Annotated in this window: 23 protein-coding genes and 1 pseudogene; 3 read left to right on the top strand and 21 right to left on the bottom strand. The window is 59.2% G+C overall.

Translation table 11 applies throughout. The features are described 5' to 3' along the window. On the top strand, positions 1-232 hold a 232-nt coding region (locus VK804_RS05125), incomplete at its 5' end, for a dodecin family protein (RefSeq protein ID WP_325368506.1). Positions 233-522: 290 nt separating this feature from the next. On the opposite strand, the pseudogene VK804_RS05120 reads toward VK804_RS05125, so the two are convergent. The 8 genes and pseudogenes from VK804_RS05120 to VK804_RS05085 all read right to left on the bottom strand — a co-directional run bounded on the left by VK804_RS05120 (position 523) and on the right by VK804_RS05085 (position 7,771). Further along, positions 523-937 (bottom strand): annotated as a pseudogene (locus tag VK804_RS05120) (OsmC family protein). A gap of 40 nt (positions 938-977) precedes the next feature. Continuing rightward, entirely contained in the window at positions 978-1,757 is a 780-nt protein-coding gene (locus VK804_RS05115; protein WP_325368504.1) for an alpha/beta hydrolase, read from the bottom strand. A 72-nt stretch (positions 1,758-1,829) separates the two neighbouring features. After that, on the bottom strand, positions 1,830-2,930 hold the full coding sequence (locus tag VK804_RS05110) for an alpha/beta hydrolase (RefSeq protein WP_325368502.1): 1,101 nt from the start codon (positions 2,928-2,930) through the stop codon (positions 1,830-1,832). Between the two features lie 97 nt (positions 2,931-3,027). Further along, positions 3,028-3,426 (bottom strand): tautomerase family protein, encoded by a 399-nt coding sequence (locus VK804_RS05105; protein ID WP_325368500.1) that lies wholly within the window; start codon positions 3,424-3,426, stop codon positions 3,028-3,030. A 480-nt stretch (positions 3,427-3,906) separates the two neighbouring features. Further along, positions 3,907-4,944: a helix-turn-helix domain-containing protein gene (locus VK804_RS05100; RefSeq protein ID WP_325368498.1), complete on the bottom strand. Its 1,038-nt coding sequence runs from the start codon at positions 4,942-4,944 to the stop codon at positions 3,907-3,909. A gap of 144 nt (positions 4,945-5,088) precedes the next feature. Next, positions 5,089-6,483, bottom strand: coding sequence for an MFS transporter (locus VK804_RS05095; protein WP_325368496.1), 1,395 nt, complete (start codon positions 6,481-6,483; stop codon positions 5,089-5,091). Between the two features lie 24 nt (positions 6,484-6,507). Next, complete coding sequence (locus VK804_RS05090; protein WP_325368494.1) at positions 6,508-6,915, bottom strand: nuclear transport factor 2 family protein; 408 nt, start codon at positions 6,913-6,915, stop codon at positions 6,508-6,510. A 100-nt stretch (positions 6,916-7,015) separates the two neighbouring features. After that, a complete protein-coding gene (locus tag VK804_RS05085) occupies positions 7,016-7,771 on the bottom strand; it encodes an SDR family oxidoreductase (RefSeq protein ID WP_325368492.1) in 756 nt (251 codons plus the stop codon). Between the two features lie 91 nt (positions 7,772-7,862). Between VK804_RS05085 and VK804_RS05080 the strand changes: the two genes are divergently transcribed. Beyond that, positions 7,863-8,810 carry a LysR family transcriptional regulator gene (locus VK804_RS05080; RefSeq protein WP_325368490.1) on the top strand — a complete coding sequence of 316 codons (948 nt, stop codon included), beginning with the start codon at positions 7,863-7,865 and terminating at the stop codon, positions 8,808-8,810. Positions 8,811-9,387: 577 nt separating this feature from the next. Here the strand turns inward: VK804_RS05080 and VK804_RS05075 are convergent. The 12 genes from VK804_RS05075 to VK804_RS05020 form a co-directional block, all read right to left on the bottom strand. Then, positions 9,388-9,921 carry a hypothetical protein gene (locus VK804_RS05075; RefSeq protein ID WP_325368488.1) on the bottom strand — a complete coding sequence of 178 codons (534 nt, stop codon included), beginning with the start codon at positions 9,919-9,921 and terminating at the stop codon, positions 9,388-9,390. Positions 9,922-10,007: 86 nt separating this feature from the next. Continuing rightward, positions 10,008-10,475 (bottom strand): hypothetical protein, encoded by a 468-nt coding sequence (locus VK804_RS05070; protein WP_325368486.1) that lies wholly within the window; start codon positions 10,473-10,475, stop codon positions 10,008-10,010. Between the two features lie 193 nt (positions 10,476-10,668). After that, complete coding sequence (locus VK804_RS05065; protein ID WP_325368484.1) at positions 10,669-10,929, bottom strand: hypothetical protein; 261 nt, start codon at positions 10,927-10,929, stop codon at positions 10,669-10,671. 27 nt (positions 10,930-10,956) lie between these two features. Continuing rightward, positions 10,957-11,559 (bottom strand): hypothetical protein, encoded by a 603-nt coding sequence (locus VK804_RS05060; protein ID WP_325368482.1) that lies wholly within the window; start codon positions 11,557-11,559, stop codon positions 10,957-10,959. A gap of 216 nt (positions 11,560-11,775) precedes the next feature. Then, a complete protein-coding gene (locus VK804_RS05055) occupies positions 11,776-13,041 on the bottom strand; it encodes an AAA family ATPase (protein ID WP_325368480.1) in 1,266 nt (421 codons plus the stop codon). Positions 13,042-13,126: 85 nt separating this feature from the next. Next, on the bottom strand, positions 13,127-13,270 hold the full coding sequence (locus tag VK804_RS05050) for a hypothetical protein (protein ID WP_325368478.1): 144 nt from the start codon (positions 13,268-13,270) through the stop codon (positions 13,127-13,129). A 370-nt stretch (positions 13,271-13,640) separates the two neighbouring features. Beyond that, the gene (locus tag VK804_RS05045) at positions 13,641-13,901 is read right to left on the bottom strand and encodes a hypothetical protein (RefSeq protein ID WP_325368476.1); all 261 of its coding nucleotides are present in this window, start codon (positions 13,899-13,901) and stop codon (positions 13,641-13,643) included. A 70-nt stretch (positions 13,902-13,971) separates the two neighbouring features. After that, positions 13,972-14,577 carry a hypothetical protein gene (locus VK804_RS05040; protein ID WP_325368474.1) on the bottom strand — a complete coding sequence of 202 codons (606 nt, stop codon included), beginning with the start codon at positions 14,575-14,577 and terminating at the stop codon, positions 13,972-13,974. 8 nt (positions 14,578-14,585) lie between these two features. After that, positions 14,586-15,917 carry a tyrosine-type recombinase/integrase gene (locus tag VK804_RS05035; RefSeq protein WP_325368472.1) on the bottom strand — a complete coding sequence of 444 codons (1,332 nt, stop codon included), beginning with the start codon at positions 15,915-15,917 and terminating at the stop codon, positions 14,586-14,588. 231 nt (positions 15,918-16,148) lie between these two features. Further along, positions 16,149-16,631, bottom strand: coding sequence for a hypothetical protein (locus VK804_RS05030; RefSeq protein ID WP_325368470.1), 483 nt, complete (start codon positions 16,629-16,631; stop codon positions 16,149-16,151). A 716-nt stretch (positions 16,632-17,347) separates the two neighbouring features. Next, positions 17,348-17,677, bottom strand: coding sequence for a hypothetical protein (locus VK804_RS05025; RefSeq protein ID WP_325368468.1), 330 nt, complete (start codon positions 17,675-17,677; stop codon positions 17,348-17,350). A 65-nt stretch (positions 17,678-17,742) separates the two neighbouring features. Then, entirely contained in the window at positions 17,743-18,195 is a 453-nt protein-coding gene (locus tag VK804_RS05020) for an Hsp20 family protein (RefSeq protein WP_325368466.1), read from the bottom strand. Positions 18,196-18,489: 294 nt separating this feature from the next. On the opposite strand from VK804_RS05020, the gene VK804_RS05015 reads away from it, so the two are divergent. Continuing rightward, positions 18,490-18,720, top strand: a complete 231-nt coding sequence (locus VK804_RS05015; protein ID WP_325368464.1) for a DUF6894 family protein — start codon at positions 18,490-18,492, stop codon at positions 18,718-18,720. Positions 18,721-18,832: 112 nt separating this feature from the next. On the opposite strand, the gene VK804_RS05010 is transcribed toward VK804_RS05015, so the two are convergent. Next, a complete protein-coding gene (locus tag VK804_RS05010) occupies positions 18,833-19,027 on the bottom strand; it encodes a hypothetical protein (protein ID WP_325368462.1) in 195 nt (64 codons plus the stop codon). Positions 19,028-19,090: the final 63 nt, after the last annotated feature.

The following is a 19,090-nucleotide window of genomic DNA, read 5'->3' as shown; positions in this document are numbered from 1 at the left end:
GGCGAGGGAGGATGCGATGGCCGAGAGCGTTTACAAAGTGGTCGAACTGGTGGGCACAAGCACGGAATCCTGGGAGAAGGCCGCCGCGGCTGCCGTCGAGCGCGCATCGAAGAGCCTGAGGGACCTTCGCGTGGCCGAGGTCGTCGAGCAGGATCTGGTGATCGAAAAGGGCAAGGTCGAAGCCTATCGCACTAAGCTCAAAGTCTCCTTCAAGTACGAAGGCAAAGACTGACGAGCTCGGCGACGGCGAGCGTGCCGGGCGCGGGCCTTTGAACGTCTTTACGACCAGCATCCGGCCTCCCCAACACGGGCGGCGGCGCGAAGGGGAAGGTGTTTGGTCGCGGTCGGCCTCGGCCCGCGAGCGCCAGGGCGTGCCCGTGGACACAGCGAGCAATTGTCGGACGCGCTCGATGTTGCGAGGGCGAGCGGCGCCGCCTTAAGGGCCGTTCAAGTCAAGAAGCGCCCCGCAGCACCACGGCCTGGTCTCGCCCCGGATGTTATCGGCGGAGCGTCCCTTAGACTTTACGGGGCAAGAGTGGCCGCGAAACCGATCTCGACGTTCATCAGCTTGGAGAGCGGGCAACCAGCCTTTGCTTTTGCGGCGATTGACTGGAACGCGGCCTGGTCGATGCCCGGTATCTTCGCGGTGACGGTGAGATGGACCGAGGTGATGGAAAAGCCATCGCCGTCCTTGTCGAGGACGACTTCCGATTTGCTGTCGACCTGCTCCGGCACGAAGTTCGCCATGCCGAGTAGTCTGACGAAGGACATGGTGAAACAGGCGGCGTGAGCCGCCCCGAGCAGCTCCTCTGGATTGGTGCCCGGCTTTTCATCGTAGCGGCTGAAGAACGTGTAGGGATAGGCGGCTCTCGGTCGAGACCGAGCCCTTGCCTTCACGCAGGCCGCCGTTCCAGGCGGCAGATCCAAAGCGTTTCATGGCTCCTTGCTCCTTTCGTGCTGTGCATGTGCTGGGTTCGTCAGGTTTGCTGTCCCGCGGCTTCGAGGATCAGCCGCGTGATTTCGTCGGGATGGGAGATCAGCGAGAGATGGCTGGCCTTCACCTCGATGGTCTTGGCGCCCATCCGCTTGGCCATGAATCGCTCAAGGTCCGGATTGATCGTGCGGTCATCCGTTGAAACCGCATAGTAGCTCGGCTTCGATCGCCAGGCCGCGTGGGTGGTCTTGCCTGACAGCAGAGCCTTGTGGAATGGTTCCTGTACGGCATAGAGCACCTTGGCTTTTGCTTCCGGCAGGTCGCCGGCAAAATCGTGCAGGAAAGCCTGCTCGGAAAGGCGTCCTTCATCGCCGTCGAATACGATCCCGGCCGTCGCCGGCGGCGTTGGATAAGTCTTCGCGAGGGCCGCGTAATCCTCGCCGGCATCTGGCGCGCGTGCCGCCACATAGACGAGCGCGGAGACGTTCGGATGCACACCGGCCTCCGTGACGATCATCCCGGAGAAGGAATGGCCCACCAGCACCGTCGGGCCATCTTGCCGCGCCAGCACCCGTTGGGCCGAAGCCACCGCCTCGGGCAGCGTCGTCAGCGGATTTTGCACGGACGTGGCGTTGAGCCCCGCCGCCTGCAATCGCGCTATCACTTCGGACCAGCATGAACCGTCGGCGAACAAGCCGTGCACAAAGACGACGTTGCTTGCCTTCGCTGGAGTTGAATTTGCGGCCACGCCACGCGTGGAGATCAGCGAAGCTGCGGCACCGGCCACGAGGGCGGTGGAAAAAGCGCGTCGGTTCATCATCATGATATCTCTTCCTTCAAGGCTAGGTGGGATGTCTCGTTGCAGGCATCGACACGTTTCTTTGCCCCTTGCGGATTAGCCGGTCAGAAAGTCGTCAAGCGAGGCAACGAGGCCGTCTGGATCTTCCTCCGGGATCAGGTGTCCGCACGGGAGTGGATGTCCCGAAACCGTCACAGCCTCCTGCTTCCAGAGCCCCACCACATCGAACTCCTGCCCGACCGTGCCTTTGCCGCCCCAGATCGCGAGCAAAGGCGGGCTAATCTTTTGGCCGGCGGTGCGAGACGCTGCCAGAAGGCGACTGTCGATTCCCGCTGCGGCGCGGTAGTCCTCGCAAACTGCATGGATCGCGGCGGGCTCGCTGTAGGTGCGGACATAGGCAGCAAGAGCGTCCGGCGTCACGGCACCGTGTGTCTTGCTCTGGATCGCAAGATGGCTTTCCACATAGTAGTCCGGTAGCGCGCCGATGAAGCGCTCCGGCAAAGGCGCATCCTGGATTTGGAAGAACCACCAGAAATACTTGGTCGCGAAGTTCTTGTCGGTTTGCGCGTACATCAGATCGGTGGGCGCAATGTCGAGCACCACGCCACGCTCCAACGCCTCCGGATGGTCCAGCATCATGAATTGGAGCACGCGTCCGCCGCGGTCGTGGCCCACCGCCTGAAAGCGATCGAAGCCGAGCGACTGCATGACCTGCACCTGGTCCGCCGCCATCGCGCGCTTGGCGTAGTTGATTTGTTCCTCACCACCGTCGGGTTTGCTGGAGTCCCCATAGCCGCGCAAATCGGTCAGCACGACGGTGAAACGTTCCGCGAGCTTGCCGGCGACTTTGTGCCAGCAGATGTGCGTTTCCGGATGTCCGTGTATCAGCAGCAGCGGAGGCCCCTTGCCGCCGATCAACGTGTTGATCACCGCGCCTTCGGCGAGCTTGCCGTCGACCATCACACCGCGCGTGCGCACGAAGGTCTGTCGAAACCCTGGAAACATCGACCGGTTCGCCGACACCGCCGAAGATGGCAATGGATCGTTGGCTCCGTGGTCGACCGCAGAAGATCTGTCGCTCGAGTTTGCGGCCCTGACCGCACCACCTGCGATGACGGCTGCCCCCAAGCCTGCGCCCAGCAAGAACCTCCGGCTCACGCCCGCGGCGTTATGCTCGATTTCCTCCATGTCGTTCATTGACCTGTCTCCTGTTGTATTGGGTGAGCCACATCTGTGGCCGGTGGTGTCATTCCAAAACAGACCATCCCTGCAAATCATCGTTGCAGGATTGCAGCTACCAAAGTTTCCGAATCGCAGGACTGATCGACGCAGCAGGAAAGCGCGGGAGGTTCGATTCCACCTCATGGAAGACGAATAGGATGTCCTGAGGCGCGAGATGCAGGCGCTCGCCGAACAGTCTGACCGCTTCGTCCGCAATGGTGGCGGCGGTTCCCGTCGGCCTCCCGCTGGAGATGACTACCTCAACGACCATGAACCGGTCGGTTCTGTCCGTTGCGTAGTCGGGGAAGCGGGGATCTACCAGAAGGTCATCGTGGTCGACCGCGAGAAAGCGGTGAAAGCTGTCGGCTCGGTGATAGCCGGCGGCCGCCTGGGCTTCTGTCATTGCCTCCGATAAGCGGGACTTGTCGGCGGCGCTGAGGCCGCGCCGGACGGTGAAGGTTACAAACGGCATCTCCAGTCCCCACGGTTTAGGATGTACCAATTGCGTTGATGCGTTGAGTGCGCGCACGCCTTAGCCGCCATCCTGCAACAGACCGAAGCCGTCTTATGAGCGCAGGCGGGAACCACAACTCGGATCAACTCGACGAACGAATTTAAACGCAGGTGGTTGGAAGTCGTGAGCCCAGCGCGCACTTTCACTGGGTACCAGCGCGCACTGTTCGCGGCCCACGCGTTGTGGAGCCTGATCTGGTTTTGCTGATCGGATTCCCAAATCGCGTTGGAGTCAGGTTGGCCGATTAGCCGACCTGGCATTGCGGGCTTGGTCGCCGAGCCGGGCTCGCAGTGGATTGTCGTGTGCGGCGACGTGGCGAGCGAGTCTTCGATAGCTGGCCTCGGTCCCCTCGGGCTCGCAATCCTCGTCAAGTAGCGCCTGTGACTTGGCGGTCCATGGGCCAGCATACAACTCAGCTACAGCAATGCAGCCTGAGCGCTAGAAGTTTTGAGCGGACGACGGAGGCTCACCAGCACGCACTATCCGGTTGCCAAAGAGACCGCCCCCTTCGACATGGGCGCCCGGTGCACGACCAAACCGCTGCCGGAATCTTCTTGCAAAATGAGCATAATCGCGAAAGCCGCAGGCATAGGCAATTTCGCTGAGAGGCTGACTTGTACCGAGAAACGCCCGGCGTTCCAGAAGCCGCGCGGCCTGATCCAAACGAATGGAATATATCAATTCGCCGCAGGTACAGCCGCGCGCCGTTAAGAGCTTCTGGACGTAGCGTAGCGAAATCCCCGTTTCAGCTGCTACCTCTGAAGGGCCGAAGTCTTGATCGGCGCAGCGATCCTTTATGATACTGCAGATGCGGGCGAACAGCCCGTCTGCATGACGGGACACGGGTCCCGGATCAGAGTGTGCAAGTACGGCGCCAAGCAGATCGTAGAGGGCAAGCCGCATGTGGGGGCCGGCCGGTGCGGCTATGCATTCCTTGCCTCCGATGCTGTCGAGAACAAGCTGACGGAGGAGGCGCGCTGCTGTCGTTCCGCCGCTCCCGTATAAGCAGACTCGCGGCTCGTATCCGAGATGAGAGATGAGCGACTGGCGCGGCAGATAAATCGATAGCCATTGTGAACCGTTCGCATATATGCGCGTCGAGGGCCGCGCCCCGTCGACGAGTCCAATATCTCCTGCAGCGAGTCGCACCGTGTGCTCGTTCTGGGTTACCCCTGACCAACCAGCGACCTGAAATAGCGCATGGTACCAGTCCACGTCAGCGAGCCGAACGTCGCGGCGTGTCCGCTCGTACCGGTAAGTATTATCGCCATGATCCACCGCCGTAGGCCCGCAATGGATCTTGATCGCGGCTGCCGGCACTCCGTAAACGCCCAGTGGGCGCATCCAACCGGCAAAAGCACTAGGGTCGATCGCTTTGTGGTCGCCTCGGCACGTCGAAACCGCCCACTCCTCGAAGCTCAATTGCCGAGTACCGACGAAATCAAAGCTTGGTTGCACTATCGTTTCCGTGATCACAGGCACATCACAAATCGGACATCCGACACGTAGGCATCGCCACGCCCGAGTTCGATACACAAAAAGGTGATCCCACGTAGTGCCAGCCCGCCTACCGCGCGACACGTCAAAAATCCAGCCTGCATAGGAAACAATTAGGGGGGCTCAAGCGCCGCGTTGCGAGGTCGCGACCAATCGCAGGGCGCTGATCCCGCATCCTGCCGCGGCGAAAACCGCACCAAGTACCAGTGCGACCGTGGCCCCCTCACGACCGACGAGACCGAAACAGAGTGCCGCAAGTGCTGCTCCAATCGTCTGTCCCAGCAGGCGTGCCGTCGCAACCATGCCGCTCGCGCTTCCACTGCGGTCAGAAGGCGCGCTGGACATCAAGGCCTTCATGTTCGGCGCTTGGAAAAAGCCAAATCCACATCCGCAGATGGCCATACGCCAGACGATGTTGACAACATGCGGGTTCGCCGGAAGCATCGCCAGCAACGCCATTCCCAGGCCGAGCAACGCGAGACCGATCCCGCCGAGAATGCCTGCGGGATAGCGGTCGGATAGACGTCCGGCGATCGGCGCCATGATGGCCACTACGAGAGGCCAGGGGGTCATGAAAAAGCCGGTCTCGACCTGTGACCGGCCAAGAATATCCTCGAAATAGAATGGCAGGGAGACGAAAGCCAGGCCCTGGACCGCGAACGAGCAGATCGAGGTGGCAGTCGACAGGGCGAAGACTGGTCTGCGAAACAGGTCGATCGGCAGCACGGGCGCTGGAGAATCCGCCTGTCTGCGGATCAGGGCCCAGCCAATTAGCGCGGCGGAGGCAAGTTCAATCGATATAGGCCGAGGCCCCTCGTGATGGGCCGCGCTCCCGATCCCAAGAGTGAAAAGGCCGAGACAGCCAGCAGCCATCAGCGCACCGGGAAAATCGAAAGTGTGCGCCGCTCTCGGGGTGCGCGGCAATGTATTCAGACCGACCAAGATCGCAACAACGCCGAAGGGAATGTTGACGGCGAATAACCAGCTCCACGGCCCAATCGCGAGGATCGCCGACGCGATCGTCGGGCCGAGCGTGAAGGCGCTCGCGACGACCAGTGCGTTGTATCCGAAACCCCGGCCCTGCAACCGCCCCGGATAAACGAAACGAACCAAAGCGGTATTCACACTCAAAATACCACCGGCGCCGAGGCCCTGCAGCACGCGCGCTGTCAGCAGGCTCGGCAACGACCAGGCGCATGCGCAGAAAAGCGACGCCAGCGTGAACAGCAGAAGGCCGCCGAGATAAATCCGGCGATCACCGACGACTTCGCCAAGCGCGGCGAGCGGCAAGAGCGTTGCGACGAGTGCAATCTGATAGACATTCACCACCCAGATGACATCGGCCGGGCCGGCATGGAGATCGGCCGCTATCGCGGGAAGAGCGATGTTCGCGATCGCCGTATCCAGCGACGCCATCGCGAGGGCGGTGAAAATTGCCGTGGCGGCCCATCTCCGGCGTCCCGCCGGCAGGCCGACGATCGCAACCGGCTCATTTGCCGAAATTATTTCCGTCGACATTTGAAAAGTCTTTGATTTACGGTTTCAGGTGCGCGCCGCCTTCGAGACGTCGAAGCTGTCCTCCAGCATCTGGTAGCGCGTCACGACATCGCCTGTGATTGTCAGGATGATCGCGAATTGCGTCGCGATGATCTTGCCGGTGGCCTTGATTCGGGTCTGAAGCGCTCCGATGATCGCGGCGCGGTTCTCGCTGGCCAGGATGTCCTCGACCTCAAAGCTGACGGGATCGGTCAGCGCGCGGATATCGCGGATGAAATCGGCGACCGCCTGGCGGCCGGTCTTGCGGCCGATCCAGGGCAGCACCCCGTCATCGCCCTGGATCTCGAATACGAGATCGGCGTCGAACAGGGCCGCGATCTCGCCCGGATCCCGGCCGCTGCCGATTCCTTCGAGAAGCTTCTGGGCAATGGCGATGTTATGCTGTTGGCTCATCCCTTGTCTCCATGATCAACGGGTCGGGCAGACCTCGCGAAGGTTGCGAGCCAGCAGGCTCTCGATGCCGTTCGACATGCACTGCTCTCCGCTGCCTCCGCTAGACCTGCGCCTGGCCGCCATCGGCGAACAGCTCGGCGCCGGTGACGAAACTGGAGTCGTCCGACGCAAGAAACAGCGCCACGCTTGCGATCTCGTCCGGATCAGCAACCCGGCCGAGCGGCAGTTCCGATGCCATCTGATCGAGCATGCCCTGCTGCGCCGCCCGGTCGTCACCGGCGAGGTCGAGCAGACCGGGCGTCTTTGTCGGGCCGGGGCTCAGTACATTGACCCGGATCCGGCGCCCCTTGAGATCAAGCGTCCAGTGACGAGCGAAGCTGCGAACGGCGGCCTTGGATGCGCCGTAGACGCTGAAGGCAGGCATCGCGACGATGCTGGCCGTCGAGCCGGTCAGGATGACAGAGGCGCCGTCGACGAGCAGCGGCAGCGCTTTCTGCACGGTGAATAGTACGCCTTTCACATTTCGGCCGAACGTATCGTCATACTGCTCCTCGGTGATGCTCCCGAGCGGCAGGTTCGATCCGCCGCCGGCATTGGCGAACAGGACCTCGATCCGGCCGGCATCGGCTTTCACCTGCGCATAGAGTCGATCGAGGTCAGCCATCTTCGAGGCATCGGCCTGTATGCCTGTCGTGTTCCCGCCAATGGCGGCGACGGCCTTGTCGAGTTCGGCCTGACGGCGCCCCGTGATGAACACGCGCGCACCTTCCGCCGCAAAGCGCTTCGCACTAGCGAAGCCGATGCCGGTTGTGCCGCCGGTGACGACGGCGATTTTTCCTGCCAGTCTGCGTGCCATGACCTGTCTCCTGATGGGTGGGACAAAGCTGTGGTCGCGGACATCGTTTCAAAATAGAATATCCTGAAAGCCACCGTTGCAGGATTGCAAAATGCCGAAACTTCCGGATTTCGAAGGACTTGCCATGTTCGCCAAGGTGGCCGAGGAGCGATCCTATGCCGGTGCGGCCCGTAGCATGGACGTCTCAGTCGCCACGGTATCGCGCGCGGTATCGCGCCTTGAGGACCAGCTTGGCGGTCGTCTGTTCAATCGTTCATCGAGACGGCTGGCGCTGACCGATTTCGGACGCGGGCTCGCCGACCGGGCCGCCCGCATCTACGCCGAGGCGAAAGAAGTCGAGTGTATCGCCATCGAGACGGCGAGGCGCCCGCGCGGGGTCGTGAGGTTCGCGGTGCCGATGTCATTTGGCACGCACTGGGTGGCCCCAATCCTGCCCGACTTTTTCCAACAGTATCCCGACGTCGCGGTCGATTTGCATTTAAGCGACGAGAAGATCGACCTGATCGGCGCCGGCTTTGATGCAGCTCTGCGCGTCGGAGTGCTGGAAGACTCCTCTCTTGTCGTCAAGCGGTTGGCGGTCGTTCGGCGCTTCATCGTCGCAGCGCCCTCCTATCTCGCGCGCTATGGCCGCCCCGGCCATCCTGACGATCTCACGGCCCATCACTGTCTTGGCTATGCCTATCGGGCCAACCGCGATGTCTGGCACCTCACGAACAAGGCGGGCGACAGTGTGACGGTCACGCCAGTCGGGCCGTTACGAGTTACCAACGTTGATGCCCTGCTTCCAACGCTGCTTGCGGGTCTCGCCATTGCCGAACTGCCCGAGTTCGTTGCCTTCGACCTACTGCGGACGGGCCAGGTAGAAGTCTTGCTTGCCGATTGGACCATGGCCCTCGGCGGCTTGTATTTCGTTACGCCGACGGCGCGTGCCCGCAGCGCCAAGGTCGAAGCGCTGTCTTCGTTTCTGACGAAGCGACTGTCCCGGCCAGGCTGGCATGTCGATCCATCTAAGGGTCCGTCTGCCAGCGGACGTCCGTAGGGTGGGGCCAAACGACAAGAGAGTACCGACTGTGGTTCCGCCATGTTCGCCTCAGGTGACGCGTAATCACTGCGTTTATCGATCCGCGAAAACATCCGCGACGTGAATGTGGTCGGCATCGGGCGGAGAGTCTGACCAGCCGCGAGCCAAAATCCAATTGCCGCCAGCGGCGGTTTCGCGCCCGCACTCCTTGTACTGACCGGCCGCTATTGGCAGATTATGTTGAAAAACTCGAAAATGGCGGGGCTCCGAAAATCTCGCAAATGTAGCGGATTGGCAATTTCAGCCGCTGCAAGGCTCTGTAGAATCGATACGAGCGCCAGCGATCGTTTTTGTGGCAATTGATGTGGACCCTCACCTCGCAGCGAGAGAGACGCGCCAGCGGTCCTGAGAATTTTCAGTCACAAGCGAAAAAGGACTTTTTCAACACGATCGGCGCAAAGCGGTCACTCGTCAAGATCGTCAGCTGCTGGCTCGGTGGCTAGCTGGATATTCTTCAGAGCCTTCATTATTTCCGAGCCCAATGGCGATCCCTTGACAGAACGTTTGCGCAGAAGACCAAGTTTTGTCGCCGACTTCACGTTATTTCCTTAGGCTCAGGAATGTTCGTGCGGAATGTCGCCGAGCCAAAATCTTTCACCTGGTAGACTTGCTTAAGCACCCCAAAGCCCAACTGAGCAGCATTGCTGAGATCGCGAAGACTTCTAATTTGGATCTGTTGCGAACAATTGGGCGAAAATCCTGGTAGATCGAAACCTAATCGGAGAAGAGACGCTTTGACTTTAGCCGCGAAGACAGTTGCAATTGGAGCAGCAGATTTTGCGGAACCTACTTCACACAGGAGTTCCTCGCCGTCCCAGGGCGCCAGAAATTGTACGTAGAGATTCCCCACCTCGAAGATACAATATGCTTGGTTTCCGAGTCGGCCCGCTTCCCGTTGTTCGAAGATTTGTTTCAGGGAGACAAGGGCGGTCGCGAGCCAGTGACGCTCTTCGGGCGTTAGCCTGCCGAGCGGCCTCCCTTTCAGGCTTTGGCGTTTCTTGGTCGGTGACAGCCAATGCGGTCCGCCTACATGCTCGGACCCGCCGACGATCGTCAGTTTCTTTTTCATGTTGCGCGGCCCTCAATGGCTCAATCGAATTAGGAGTAAACGTTCCGATGAGGTGAATGCTTTCGCATTGCCCGTTCCAGTTCACCTCAAAAGCTGAGGAATTTATGCGCTTCGTCCAAAGTCCACTCGCAGGGAGCCTCGAAGCCGCGTAAGCAGAGAAAGAAGATTTTGTCGGCTCGGAGCTGCACGAGTTCGGCATCCTGCCCATTAGCCACGCCGCGCTCGCGTATCAGGACGTTGGTCTCTGCGATCAGCGGCCTCAGTGCGATCGACGCCTTGCGGCGGCCCTCCACGGTCTCCAGAGCCTTCATTGCGTCATAGGCTTTATCGAATTTCGCGAATAGGGCCATCAGCGCAGGATCTTGGCCGCCGTCGTTGCCGCCGCCGCTATTGGCGCGTTTGTGCCGTTCCATCGCCGCGACCGCTGTACTCATGCGCCATCGCCGGTGCCCATTTTCTTTCGAGTCCGCAGGTACACCTCGAAGGCCGCGAACAATCGTTGCGCGATCTTTTTCGAGCAGTTCGGCGAGAGCATTAATGCCAAAAGTTTTCATCGGTAGCTCCTCGTTTTCGTTCGTTGTTGTAGCCTTACACAACTTTGGCGCTAGATTGTTACGATACTCGCGCGCGACCCGTCGTGGGTTGGTATCAACTGGGACCCGCATAAGTTGTATTTTGTTCTCTCGGCGGCCATATGCTTAGAGAGTCTCGGTTCTCTGCTTGCTATTTGGTGGCGATGATCCCGGCTCATTTCAGTTTGTTGATCAGCGCTTCGTGGGTTGCCTTCTCGAGCACGATGACGCGATTCCAAGCGCCATAGTCGATGCGTTCCCTGATGGCTTCGTCGACGATGGCCGCAAGCATGTCGGGCGCAATGGCCTCGGCTTGCACTGTCTCGCCGTTGAAGGCGCGGGCATCGGTCGATTTCTTCGGTGCCGTTTCCAGGAGCAGGTCGACGATCTGGAGGGGTGTCACAGCAAGCCGGGTGTACTCGACGACGCCGCCCATATGCTTTGCGAAGGCGGTTACATCTTCCTACAAGGAAAGAAACAGATGTGCGCCGGAGGGATCGTGGTCACTGATATGTAGTACCTCGCAGTCGCGCCCGTCATCGATCAGCTCGGCGGCGAAGTCATGTTTCTCGGTGGTCGATTCGAAACCGCCCGAGCTAATGACCGGCGCGCCATATTGTTCCGCGACGCGGGCGAGCTGGCGGACCATGCCAGCGGCCTCGCATATCGGCACCAGGTGCACGCTCTGGCCTTCGGTGCGGTCGAGCTGCAACGTCGACGCCTGAGATCTGACCGCATGCAGATATTGTTCGGCGTCCCGCCAGGATTCTGGATCGATCCTGGTACCACCGCCGTCGCGGATAGCGTTCACGGGAATCAGCTTGGCTCCTCGAGCTCGGTTGAGCATCTCGCCCAGGCGCCCATAGGCTCGATCATCCTTCGGATAGCCGTGTGCACCCACCAGGCGGTAATACACTTGCCGCAAGGTCAAGGGCAGATAGTACTCGAGCAGTACCTCTCGAACCTGCGCCAACAACGCCAGCGAGACCCCGTTCGGGTTCCAGTCGGTAAAGCCGCGGGGCCGGGTGCGTCCGCGTTCTGCACCGCCGAGTAGATCAACGCTCATGATGGAATTCCGATACTGGTTGGTTTCGTCGTATGATTTGCATGCGCCGGGCGATGCGCAGCGTCTCAGCGAGGTCTGCAAGAGGGTACGAACGCTGCGAACGCAACAAGACGAAAGTTCGCACCAGTTCGCGCCCTGAGTGCGAACGAACGGAACGGGGGACACTAAAGTCCCCCGTTCGTTCGCACGTAAGGGGTCTCGATTTGATGGGATGGATCATTGGCGCTCCGTTCGCGCTTGATCCGGTCCATCGTCGGCTGTGAGCCAGAGGTGATCGACGGCATCGATCTCGCGCGAGCAGATCAACGTGCGTTCCCTCGCATCGCGGACTGCGCGGTTAAATGCCGAGCGCTTTACGGCCTTCTGGCCGCGCGGGGTTTCACTGTCAGCCGGATACGACGCCATGAATTCCGTCCTGACAAAGGCATTCGCCACCGCCTGAACGGTCGGACCTCCGCTGCCGTAGGGCTGTGTCGGCTTGCCGTGGTCGAGGATCGACGTTTGCATCGCCGCGCGGAATATCCTCAAGCCCTTTGGCCACGTCACCTTGGAGCTCGTGGCGACCTTCTCAGCGGTTTGTTCGGCCCTCCAGTCCACGACGCAGGTCGTTTCGCCGTTGCAGAGATCGATCATAACGAGATCGAATGGCGTCACGGCGCCAGTCGAGCCGCCGCGCAACTTGCGAACGGCCATGCGGGTGTTGGCCAGCGTGCCGCTGATGTCGCGTTCGGCCAGCATCGCCAGCACCACGTCGGCGGATGCCTCCTTGGTGCTGCTGCCACGTGTTCCCGACTCGGCGGTCTTGCCGAAGTGGTCGACTGCAAGGGCGAATGCGCCGGTACGCCGGCTCAGGCTGGCCAGCCGGTTCATGATCCGCTGGCTTTCGGCGGCAGCATTCTGGTCGTCGAAGTCACCGACCGCCGATAGTGTGTCGATAATGATCAAAACCAGCTCGACAGCAGCCTTCTTCATCATGATGGCGGACGCGGCCACGGTCGCAGCTACAAGGCGCTCAAAGCCATCATCATTCTTCAGACTGGGGCATTCCTCGATCCATGCAAACGGGAGCTGGTCGAGATCAGCGCTGGACGCTGCTGACGGGTCCAGACGCAGCTTTCGTTCGACAATACCTTGCAATCGGATCGGAACCTCCTGGGCGCCTTCTGCTGCGACCAACAACACGCCACCCCGGCGAACGACTTGGTAGCCAGCGAAATCCATTCCGGTCATGATGGATCCGGCTAAGTCAATTGCTGCGAATGTCTTCGCCGTGCCCCATTGCCCGGATAGCAGGCCGACGCCCGATTCTGGGATCAAACCTTTAACCAGCCACGGTCGCGCTGCACGCTCATCATCGGCCCTGTGCCAGAAAAGCTCGACCGGTGCGGCCGCCCGCATGGGCGGCACCAAATGGTCAGCTGGGCCATGGTGCGGAAGTTCATTACCCGCGCCGCTAACTGCGATATTGTCCTGCTCGCTCATGTTAGGCTCAGCCTCGGTATCTGGAGCGATTGAACTCGATCATCGTCACGACCTTTTCCTCGTTTTGCCTTAGTGAACGGCAGGATCAGAACGGCACATCGTCATCCATCTCATTGTTGCAGGGGCTCTCTCGTTCGCGCTTGACGTCGGCATCGTCGATCTCGGTGATCAAGGCAACGACCATACTGTTGACGTCCTCAAGGTAATTCTGCGAAAGGCCGATCCGCACGGCGAGGTGTTCCGGTAGCGCTAGGATGATCTGTTTGGTCTCACAGGAACGGCAGCCGCAGTGATTAATGGATCAGCCATTATGAACGACAGTAGTTGCCGATTGCGGTGGACGTTGACGCTGTCGACGTCTGCAACGGTTTGCTTCTTGGGCAACGGCGTCATGGGCCCGAAATCATCGACAGCCTCGGCCGCCGACTCTGATGTTGCTTCTGCTACTGTTCCTCGGCGGTTATTAATGTGCGTCATTGTGAATCCCTTCGGCTCGCTGGTTTGGAATCCGCTCATCACGTACTGGCGTACGCCCCGAGCGGTCGACGCAAGCCAGTTTCCCAAAATTGATCGCTGACACGGCTAGCCGTGTTTGCGACTTAAGCAGAGTCGTTCTGTGCGATCACGGTGCGGTCGTAGGTTTCGAGATTTTCAAGCTTGAAAAACTGCAGGCGCCCGAAATATGTTGGCTTGGGAAAGCTCGAATCGCTCCGAAGTTTTCGCCACAGCCACATTGACGAGCGGCCGCCGTATCGCTGGCAAACCTGCCTCGCGGTGATCCAGATCGCGTCGGTTGGAATCGGAACAGCCTTGCGGGGCCCGAGGGTTCCCGTGGGCTTGTCTGTGCAATTGGCGATCATGGTAAGTCCCTCTGTTACGAACTGGGACCTCCTAATTAGATCGCTCTGGCGAAAAATACCGGGGCTATTTTCAACCCCGTTTTTTACGGACTATGCGCAGAGCCGTGGCGCACTGGTTGTGTAGATCGGCGTCCGGTTCGCCGTACAAGACCGCCGCCAGTTTGCAGAAATTGCTTCCCTTAGTCGCGTTGTTAGCTTCGCTCGTGCAATATTTCTCCATCAGCGTCAGGGCTTCCGTTACGGCCAGGCGTTTCTTTCCTGCGACCTTTCGGGGAAGTTTTCCTGAGGACGCTCGCGATAGCCTTTCGCATAGGCGCTCCAACGCCTGTAATGTCTTCAGGGAAATGTTCATTGTGAGGTACGCCTTGAGGGCTACGTCAAGCTTGTCATCCTTCAGCGCAATACGCATAACGCGCAACGCCCTAGCGACCTTCCCCGCAGCCTGCTTGCCCTGTTTGGTTTTGCCTTGGTCCTTGGCGCCCAACAACCCATAGGCACCAGCAAGAGCCAAGGTAACCTTCTCGACCTCTTCTCGACATGCCTCTCGTTGCTGGGCGGCAGGTTTAATCAACCTCACTGCGTCGCCTACAAGTTTTGCCTTCTTGATTCGCCACTCCGGCAACATCCGCTGTTGAATGTAGAGTCCAGCAGAAAGTTCCTCGTCACGCGGGGGCATGGTTATACTTATGACCGCCCGCGCAGTGCCACTACCTTAGTAGTGCGACCAGAGACGGTACCGGTAACGTGATCGGCCCACCGCTTCAGTGCCGCGCGCTTCTCTGGTTCATATGCTGCCCTATTATAGGTGCCAGCAACACCAGCCTTGGCGCCGCTGACGTGGTTCAAGCACGCCTCCACGATGTGGGGCGCGACACCGATGCCAGCCATGCCGGTCGCAGCCGTTCTGCGTAGGTCATGCAGCCGCCACGGCGGGATCGACAGGGAGTTGTCGAGACGGCTTTTGATTTTCGAGAATCCGCTAACCGGCGACCTGCCAGTAGTCGTAAACAGCAATCCGGCGTCAGCGGTCACGCTCTTGAGTATGTCTCGAGCCAGCGGCGCCAAAGGCACCACATGAGGTCTATTGTTCTTGGTCCGCGAGCCTGGGATGTTCCAGGTCAGGCCGTCGTCACTCAACTCTTCCCGTGTCATCCCGGCGACCTCGTTGAGCCTGGAGCCCGTCAATAACAAGAGCTTGAGCAGCGGGCTAAACGTTCCGCCGATTGTGTCAGTAGCGAGCCAGAACTTCGCGATCTCAGCATCGGTCAAGACCCGATCGCGCGCCCTAGACGGATCGGGGCGATGAACTCCACTGCACGGGTTTTTCTCAACCTTTCTATGCTGTAACAACCAGTTGAACATCTTCGACAGGCAAGCCAGCATCACCCTCGCGCGCGCCTCACTGGGTTCATCGGTGCGCCGCTCCAGGCCGGGCACGCCACCCCGTCGCGTTTCGTCGATCAAGCTGTGGATGTCGTGGCCGTCTATATCGACGGTCGGCTTGTCCCTCCAGCGGTGGGCTAGTCCTCCAGGAATGATTTCAAGAGTATTGGAAGCCGGCCTAAGGCCGAGAAGTCGTGCCTGCTGCTCCCAACGGCGGGTCTTCTTCCTCGCGTACTGCTCTATGAAGTCCCTGACGGCTCCGGCGAAAGTGTTCTGGGCTCGGGTCTCCTGTTCGAATTTCTGCCGGCTCTTGGCAGCTTCGTGATCTGCGACCACGTCGCGGCCTCTGGCACGCTGCCTACCAAGCTCTGCGGCGAGCGCGCGCGCCGAAGCCAACGTGAGTGGGTGACCAATGGTTGGCTGGGGAGAGGCCTCTTTGCCCGATTGATCAAGCGGTCCGAGCGTTAGCTTAGCGGGCTTGCTATTCGGCCGCCTGAAGCGGAGAGCCCATGACTTTTGGCCGCTGGTTTGGATGACCAGGTAGAGGCCGGGACAGCCGCCGTCTGGCATCTCGCGGCGCGCTTTACCAGACTTGAAGCTCTTTACGGCGATTGCAGTCAGCGGCTTGGCCATGGTGCTCTTCTCTTTCGGGGGTAACGCCGGGGTAAACAGATGGGATGTTAGCCCTACTTATGCTTCATTACCCTCAAAGTCTAACAGATTGTAGAAAAGTTAGTAAAAATAGTGGGTTATCGGACATTTCCCGCTATCGACGTTAGGGGCAGTTGGGCGATGTTATTATATAGCACATGACTCTTAATCATCGGGTCCCAGGTTCGAGCCCTGGTGCGCCCACCAAGCTTTTCAAGCACTTAGCGTTGGTTTAGGGCGGGCGAACAAAATATTTTGCTCCGAATTTGCTCCGGAAAAATAAATCCGGTGCAGAGAATGATTTGCTCCTTCAATCAGAAAAATCATACGGCCGCCGCGGGTTCGGCTTGTACGTTCCCTTCTTCCACCGCGACCAGTGTTTGCCGCTGCCTCTCTCGGATGGATGCATCCGCTCGCCGCCGAATGCTTTGCAAAGCGTCTCGGCATGCTCTTCTTCGACGAACATGAAAATCTGAAATTACTGGTGCTGGTAGGTGACGGCGTGCCCGTGCCGCGAGAGACAAAGTGCTGATCGCGGCAAAAGTTTCTGAGCTTGTGGAAGTTCTCTCCAATGCACTTCTCCTCAGGTAGCGCCACCTGATGTGATTTAATTCCATGGCGAGGCTCGTCACGAGTGGCAGCATCATTGCTGTTCGCTAAATGTTCTTTTGGCAAGTCGGTGCTGTCCGGAATCAACCCGGTGTCCTAATTTCGAGTTTGTGTTCACTATGGAACCGATCCGCGTGTGTCGGCATATTAGAATTGGAATGCAAATTAACCCTACGGTTAGGACCCGTAAGCACGAGGTTGTATCATGCAGCATCGCCGCCGCTCCAAGCAAACCATAACACTTAAGGACAGACTCACCGCATGGGCCGATGAGGTTCGCGAACGGGCCAAAAAGCTTCCCCCCGGTCAGAGCGCGATACCCTGCTCAAGAAAGCAAGTCAGGCCGACACGGCGTCTCATTTAGACGATTGGGCCAATTCGCCGGGATTACAACCGCCAAAGTGAGCGCTATTGGCCATGGGCTTCGCGGTCCAATGTGCCATAGTGGCCCATGTTCGAACGTTCAAACTATTTGCGCGATCAGGCCGCGAAGTGTCGGTGGCACGCCGATAAGATCAACGACGCCGTAACGCAAGCTGAGCTGCTGAAATTAGCCGCCGAATATGTCGCACAGGCGGCTGAGATTGAGCGCAGGGAGTAAGGCCGCCACGAGCCGAAGAAGACAGAGAGTATGGTGACCGAGCGCATAGTCCGCTGGATGCGGGGACACGTGCATGATGGGTTGAACGATCAAATCCTCGACTGGCGGCCGGAATGGGCTGCCCACCATCGGCAGCGCGCGAGCGAGTTTGACAGCCCGGCGTCGTCAGTTGGGACGGCTTGTTATCTCGGCGACAAAGTCGTTAAAAAAATGAAACCCCGCCGGATTGGCTGGACCTTGGACGTTTCTGCGGGCTCCCCTTGGCATTTGGGTTAGCTCTTCGCTGCAATTCAGAATCCAGTTCGCGCAGTGCATCCATAATGTGATCGAACTTGACGGGACCAATGCCCGATAGCTGACGCAGCTCGGGAACATCCTCAACCGCACAGGCGTCGGATGCCCACGAGGAGAGGATCGCACGTTTTTCATACAGCGTCAGGTCGTCGTCTCTCACGACATCCATTGGGTGATTGAATGCGCGGGCTGGATGCAACAACGCATCGATATCAGCGGGGTTTTGCTTGAGTGACATCGTTTCCCTCCATTTGCATTGAGGGGCGGTTCGAGAAGGCAGAACCGCCCCGTACCCGTTCCGACTCAAGCCGCGTTAAGCGATTTCGTCGATTTGGATGGCTGAGTGCCGATCGAGATTTTCCGAGGCTTCATTGCTTCCGGAATCTTTCGGACCAGATCAATCTGCAGCAGGCCGTTTTCGTAGTTAGCCTGTTCAACCTCTACATGGTCTTCAAGATTGAATCGGCGCGTGAAGGCTCGCGCCGAGATGCCTCGATGCAGGTAATGCCGATCGTCCTCATTCGCCTTGCGACCTTCCACCATCAGCAAACTCTGCTGGCTGGTGATGGTGATCTCGTCCGGTGTAAACCCGGCGATGGCTAGCGCGATGCGGTAGGTTTCCGGGCCGGTGCGAACGATATCGTAGGGTGGGTAGCCACCCTGATCTTCCGCTAGCTGGGGATTGTTCAGAAGGTCGATCAAGTGGTCGAAGCCGATGCTCGACCGCGAAAAGGGAGTAAAGTCGAAGTTCCTCATAGCCACATCCTCCATTGAGCAAAGTGGGTACAAGCAGCGCGTCGGACATCCGTCGACGCCCGCACCGGACCCATTGGGCATCCGGCGGCAACCGAACTAATAAAACCACAAAAAGGTTTCAAGGGGCTATAGAAAAAATTTTAGCACCACCTAGCCCGCTGGTTAACAATTGCACGAACTTGTTCTTGGCACAGGGGGTGGCCTCGTGGGAGTTGAGGCTTTTTATCCAGGGATGCGCTGCGCCGGCGTAAGGGTCCAGCGGAACTTGTCGTTGCGGAATGGCATTTATTTTGGATGCCGAGGTACTTCTTTCACGTTTATCATAACCGGCCTGAGATCGATTACGAGGGCGAAGATTTGCCTGATACGCACGCCGCTTGGCGCGAAGCTACCGTCATGGCTGGCCAAATGTTGCAAGGCCTGGACGGAAAGCTTCAGCCGGGTCAGGAATGGCGCATGGAAGTGACGGACGAATTTGCCCAAATTCTTTACGTCCTGCACATCAATGCTGAGAATCCTAAGTAGCTCGCCGAGCGGGCGGCGATCTCACTGCGGTGGGAGAAGCCATAATGGCCTTCCCGATTCTGTTGCCGTGCAATGAAAAGGCCCGGCTGATTGGCCGGGCCTTTTTGCTTAACTACTTCTGCTGTTGGCTTTTCGAATGGGCCTGATCGGTGTGCTGGTGAGCAGTCTGGGAATGTTGCTTCGCAACATTGGCATGCTCCTTACCCTTTGCATGGTCTCCCTTGCCGTGATGCTCAGCAGCGGCGCGGTGAGCCTTGGCAGCATTCTCGTGATGCTCAGCAGCTTTGTTATGTTCGTCTTTGGCCATTTTGTCCTCGTTAGTTAGCGTTTCCGGTCAGCATCAAATCAGCTAACTCAATTTGGTTCCTCC

The organism is Bradyrhizobium sp. (assembly GCF_035484855.1).
Taxonomy (GTDB): domain Bacteria; phylum Pseudomonadota; class Alphaproteobacteria; order Rhizobiales; family Xanthobacteraceae; genus Bradyrhizobium.
The sequence above is the reverse complement of the archived record's forward strand: the minus strand, read 5'-3'. Positions and strand labels throughout refer to the sequence as shown.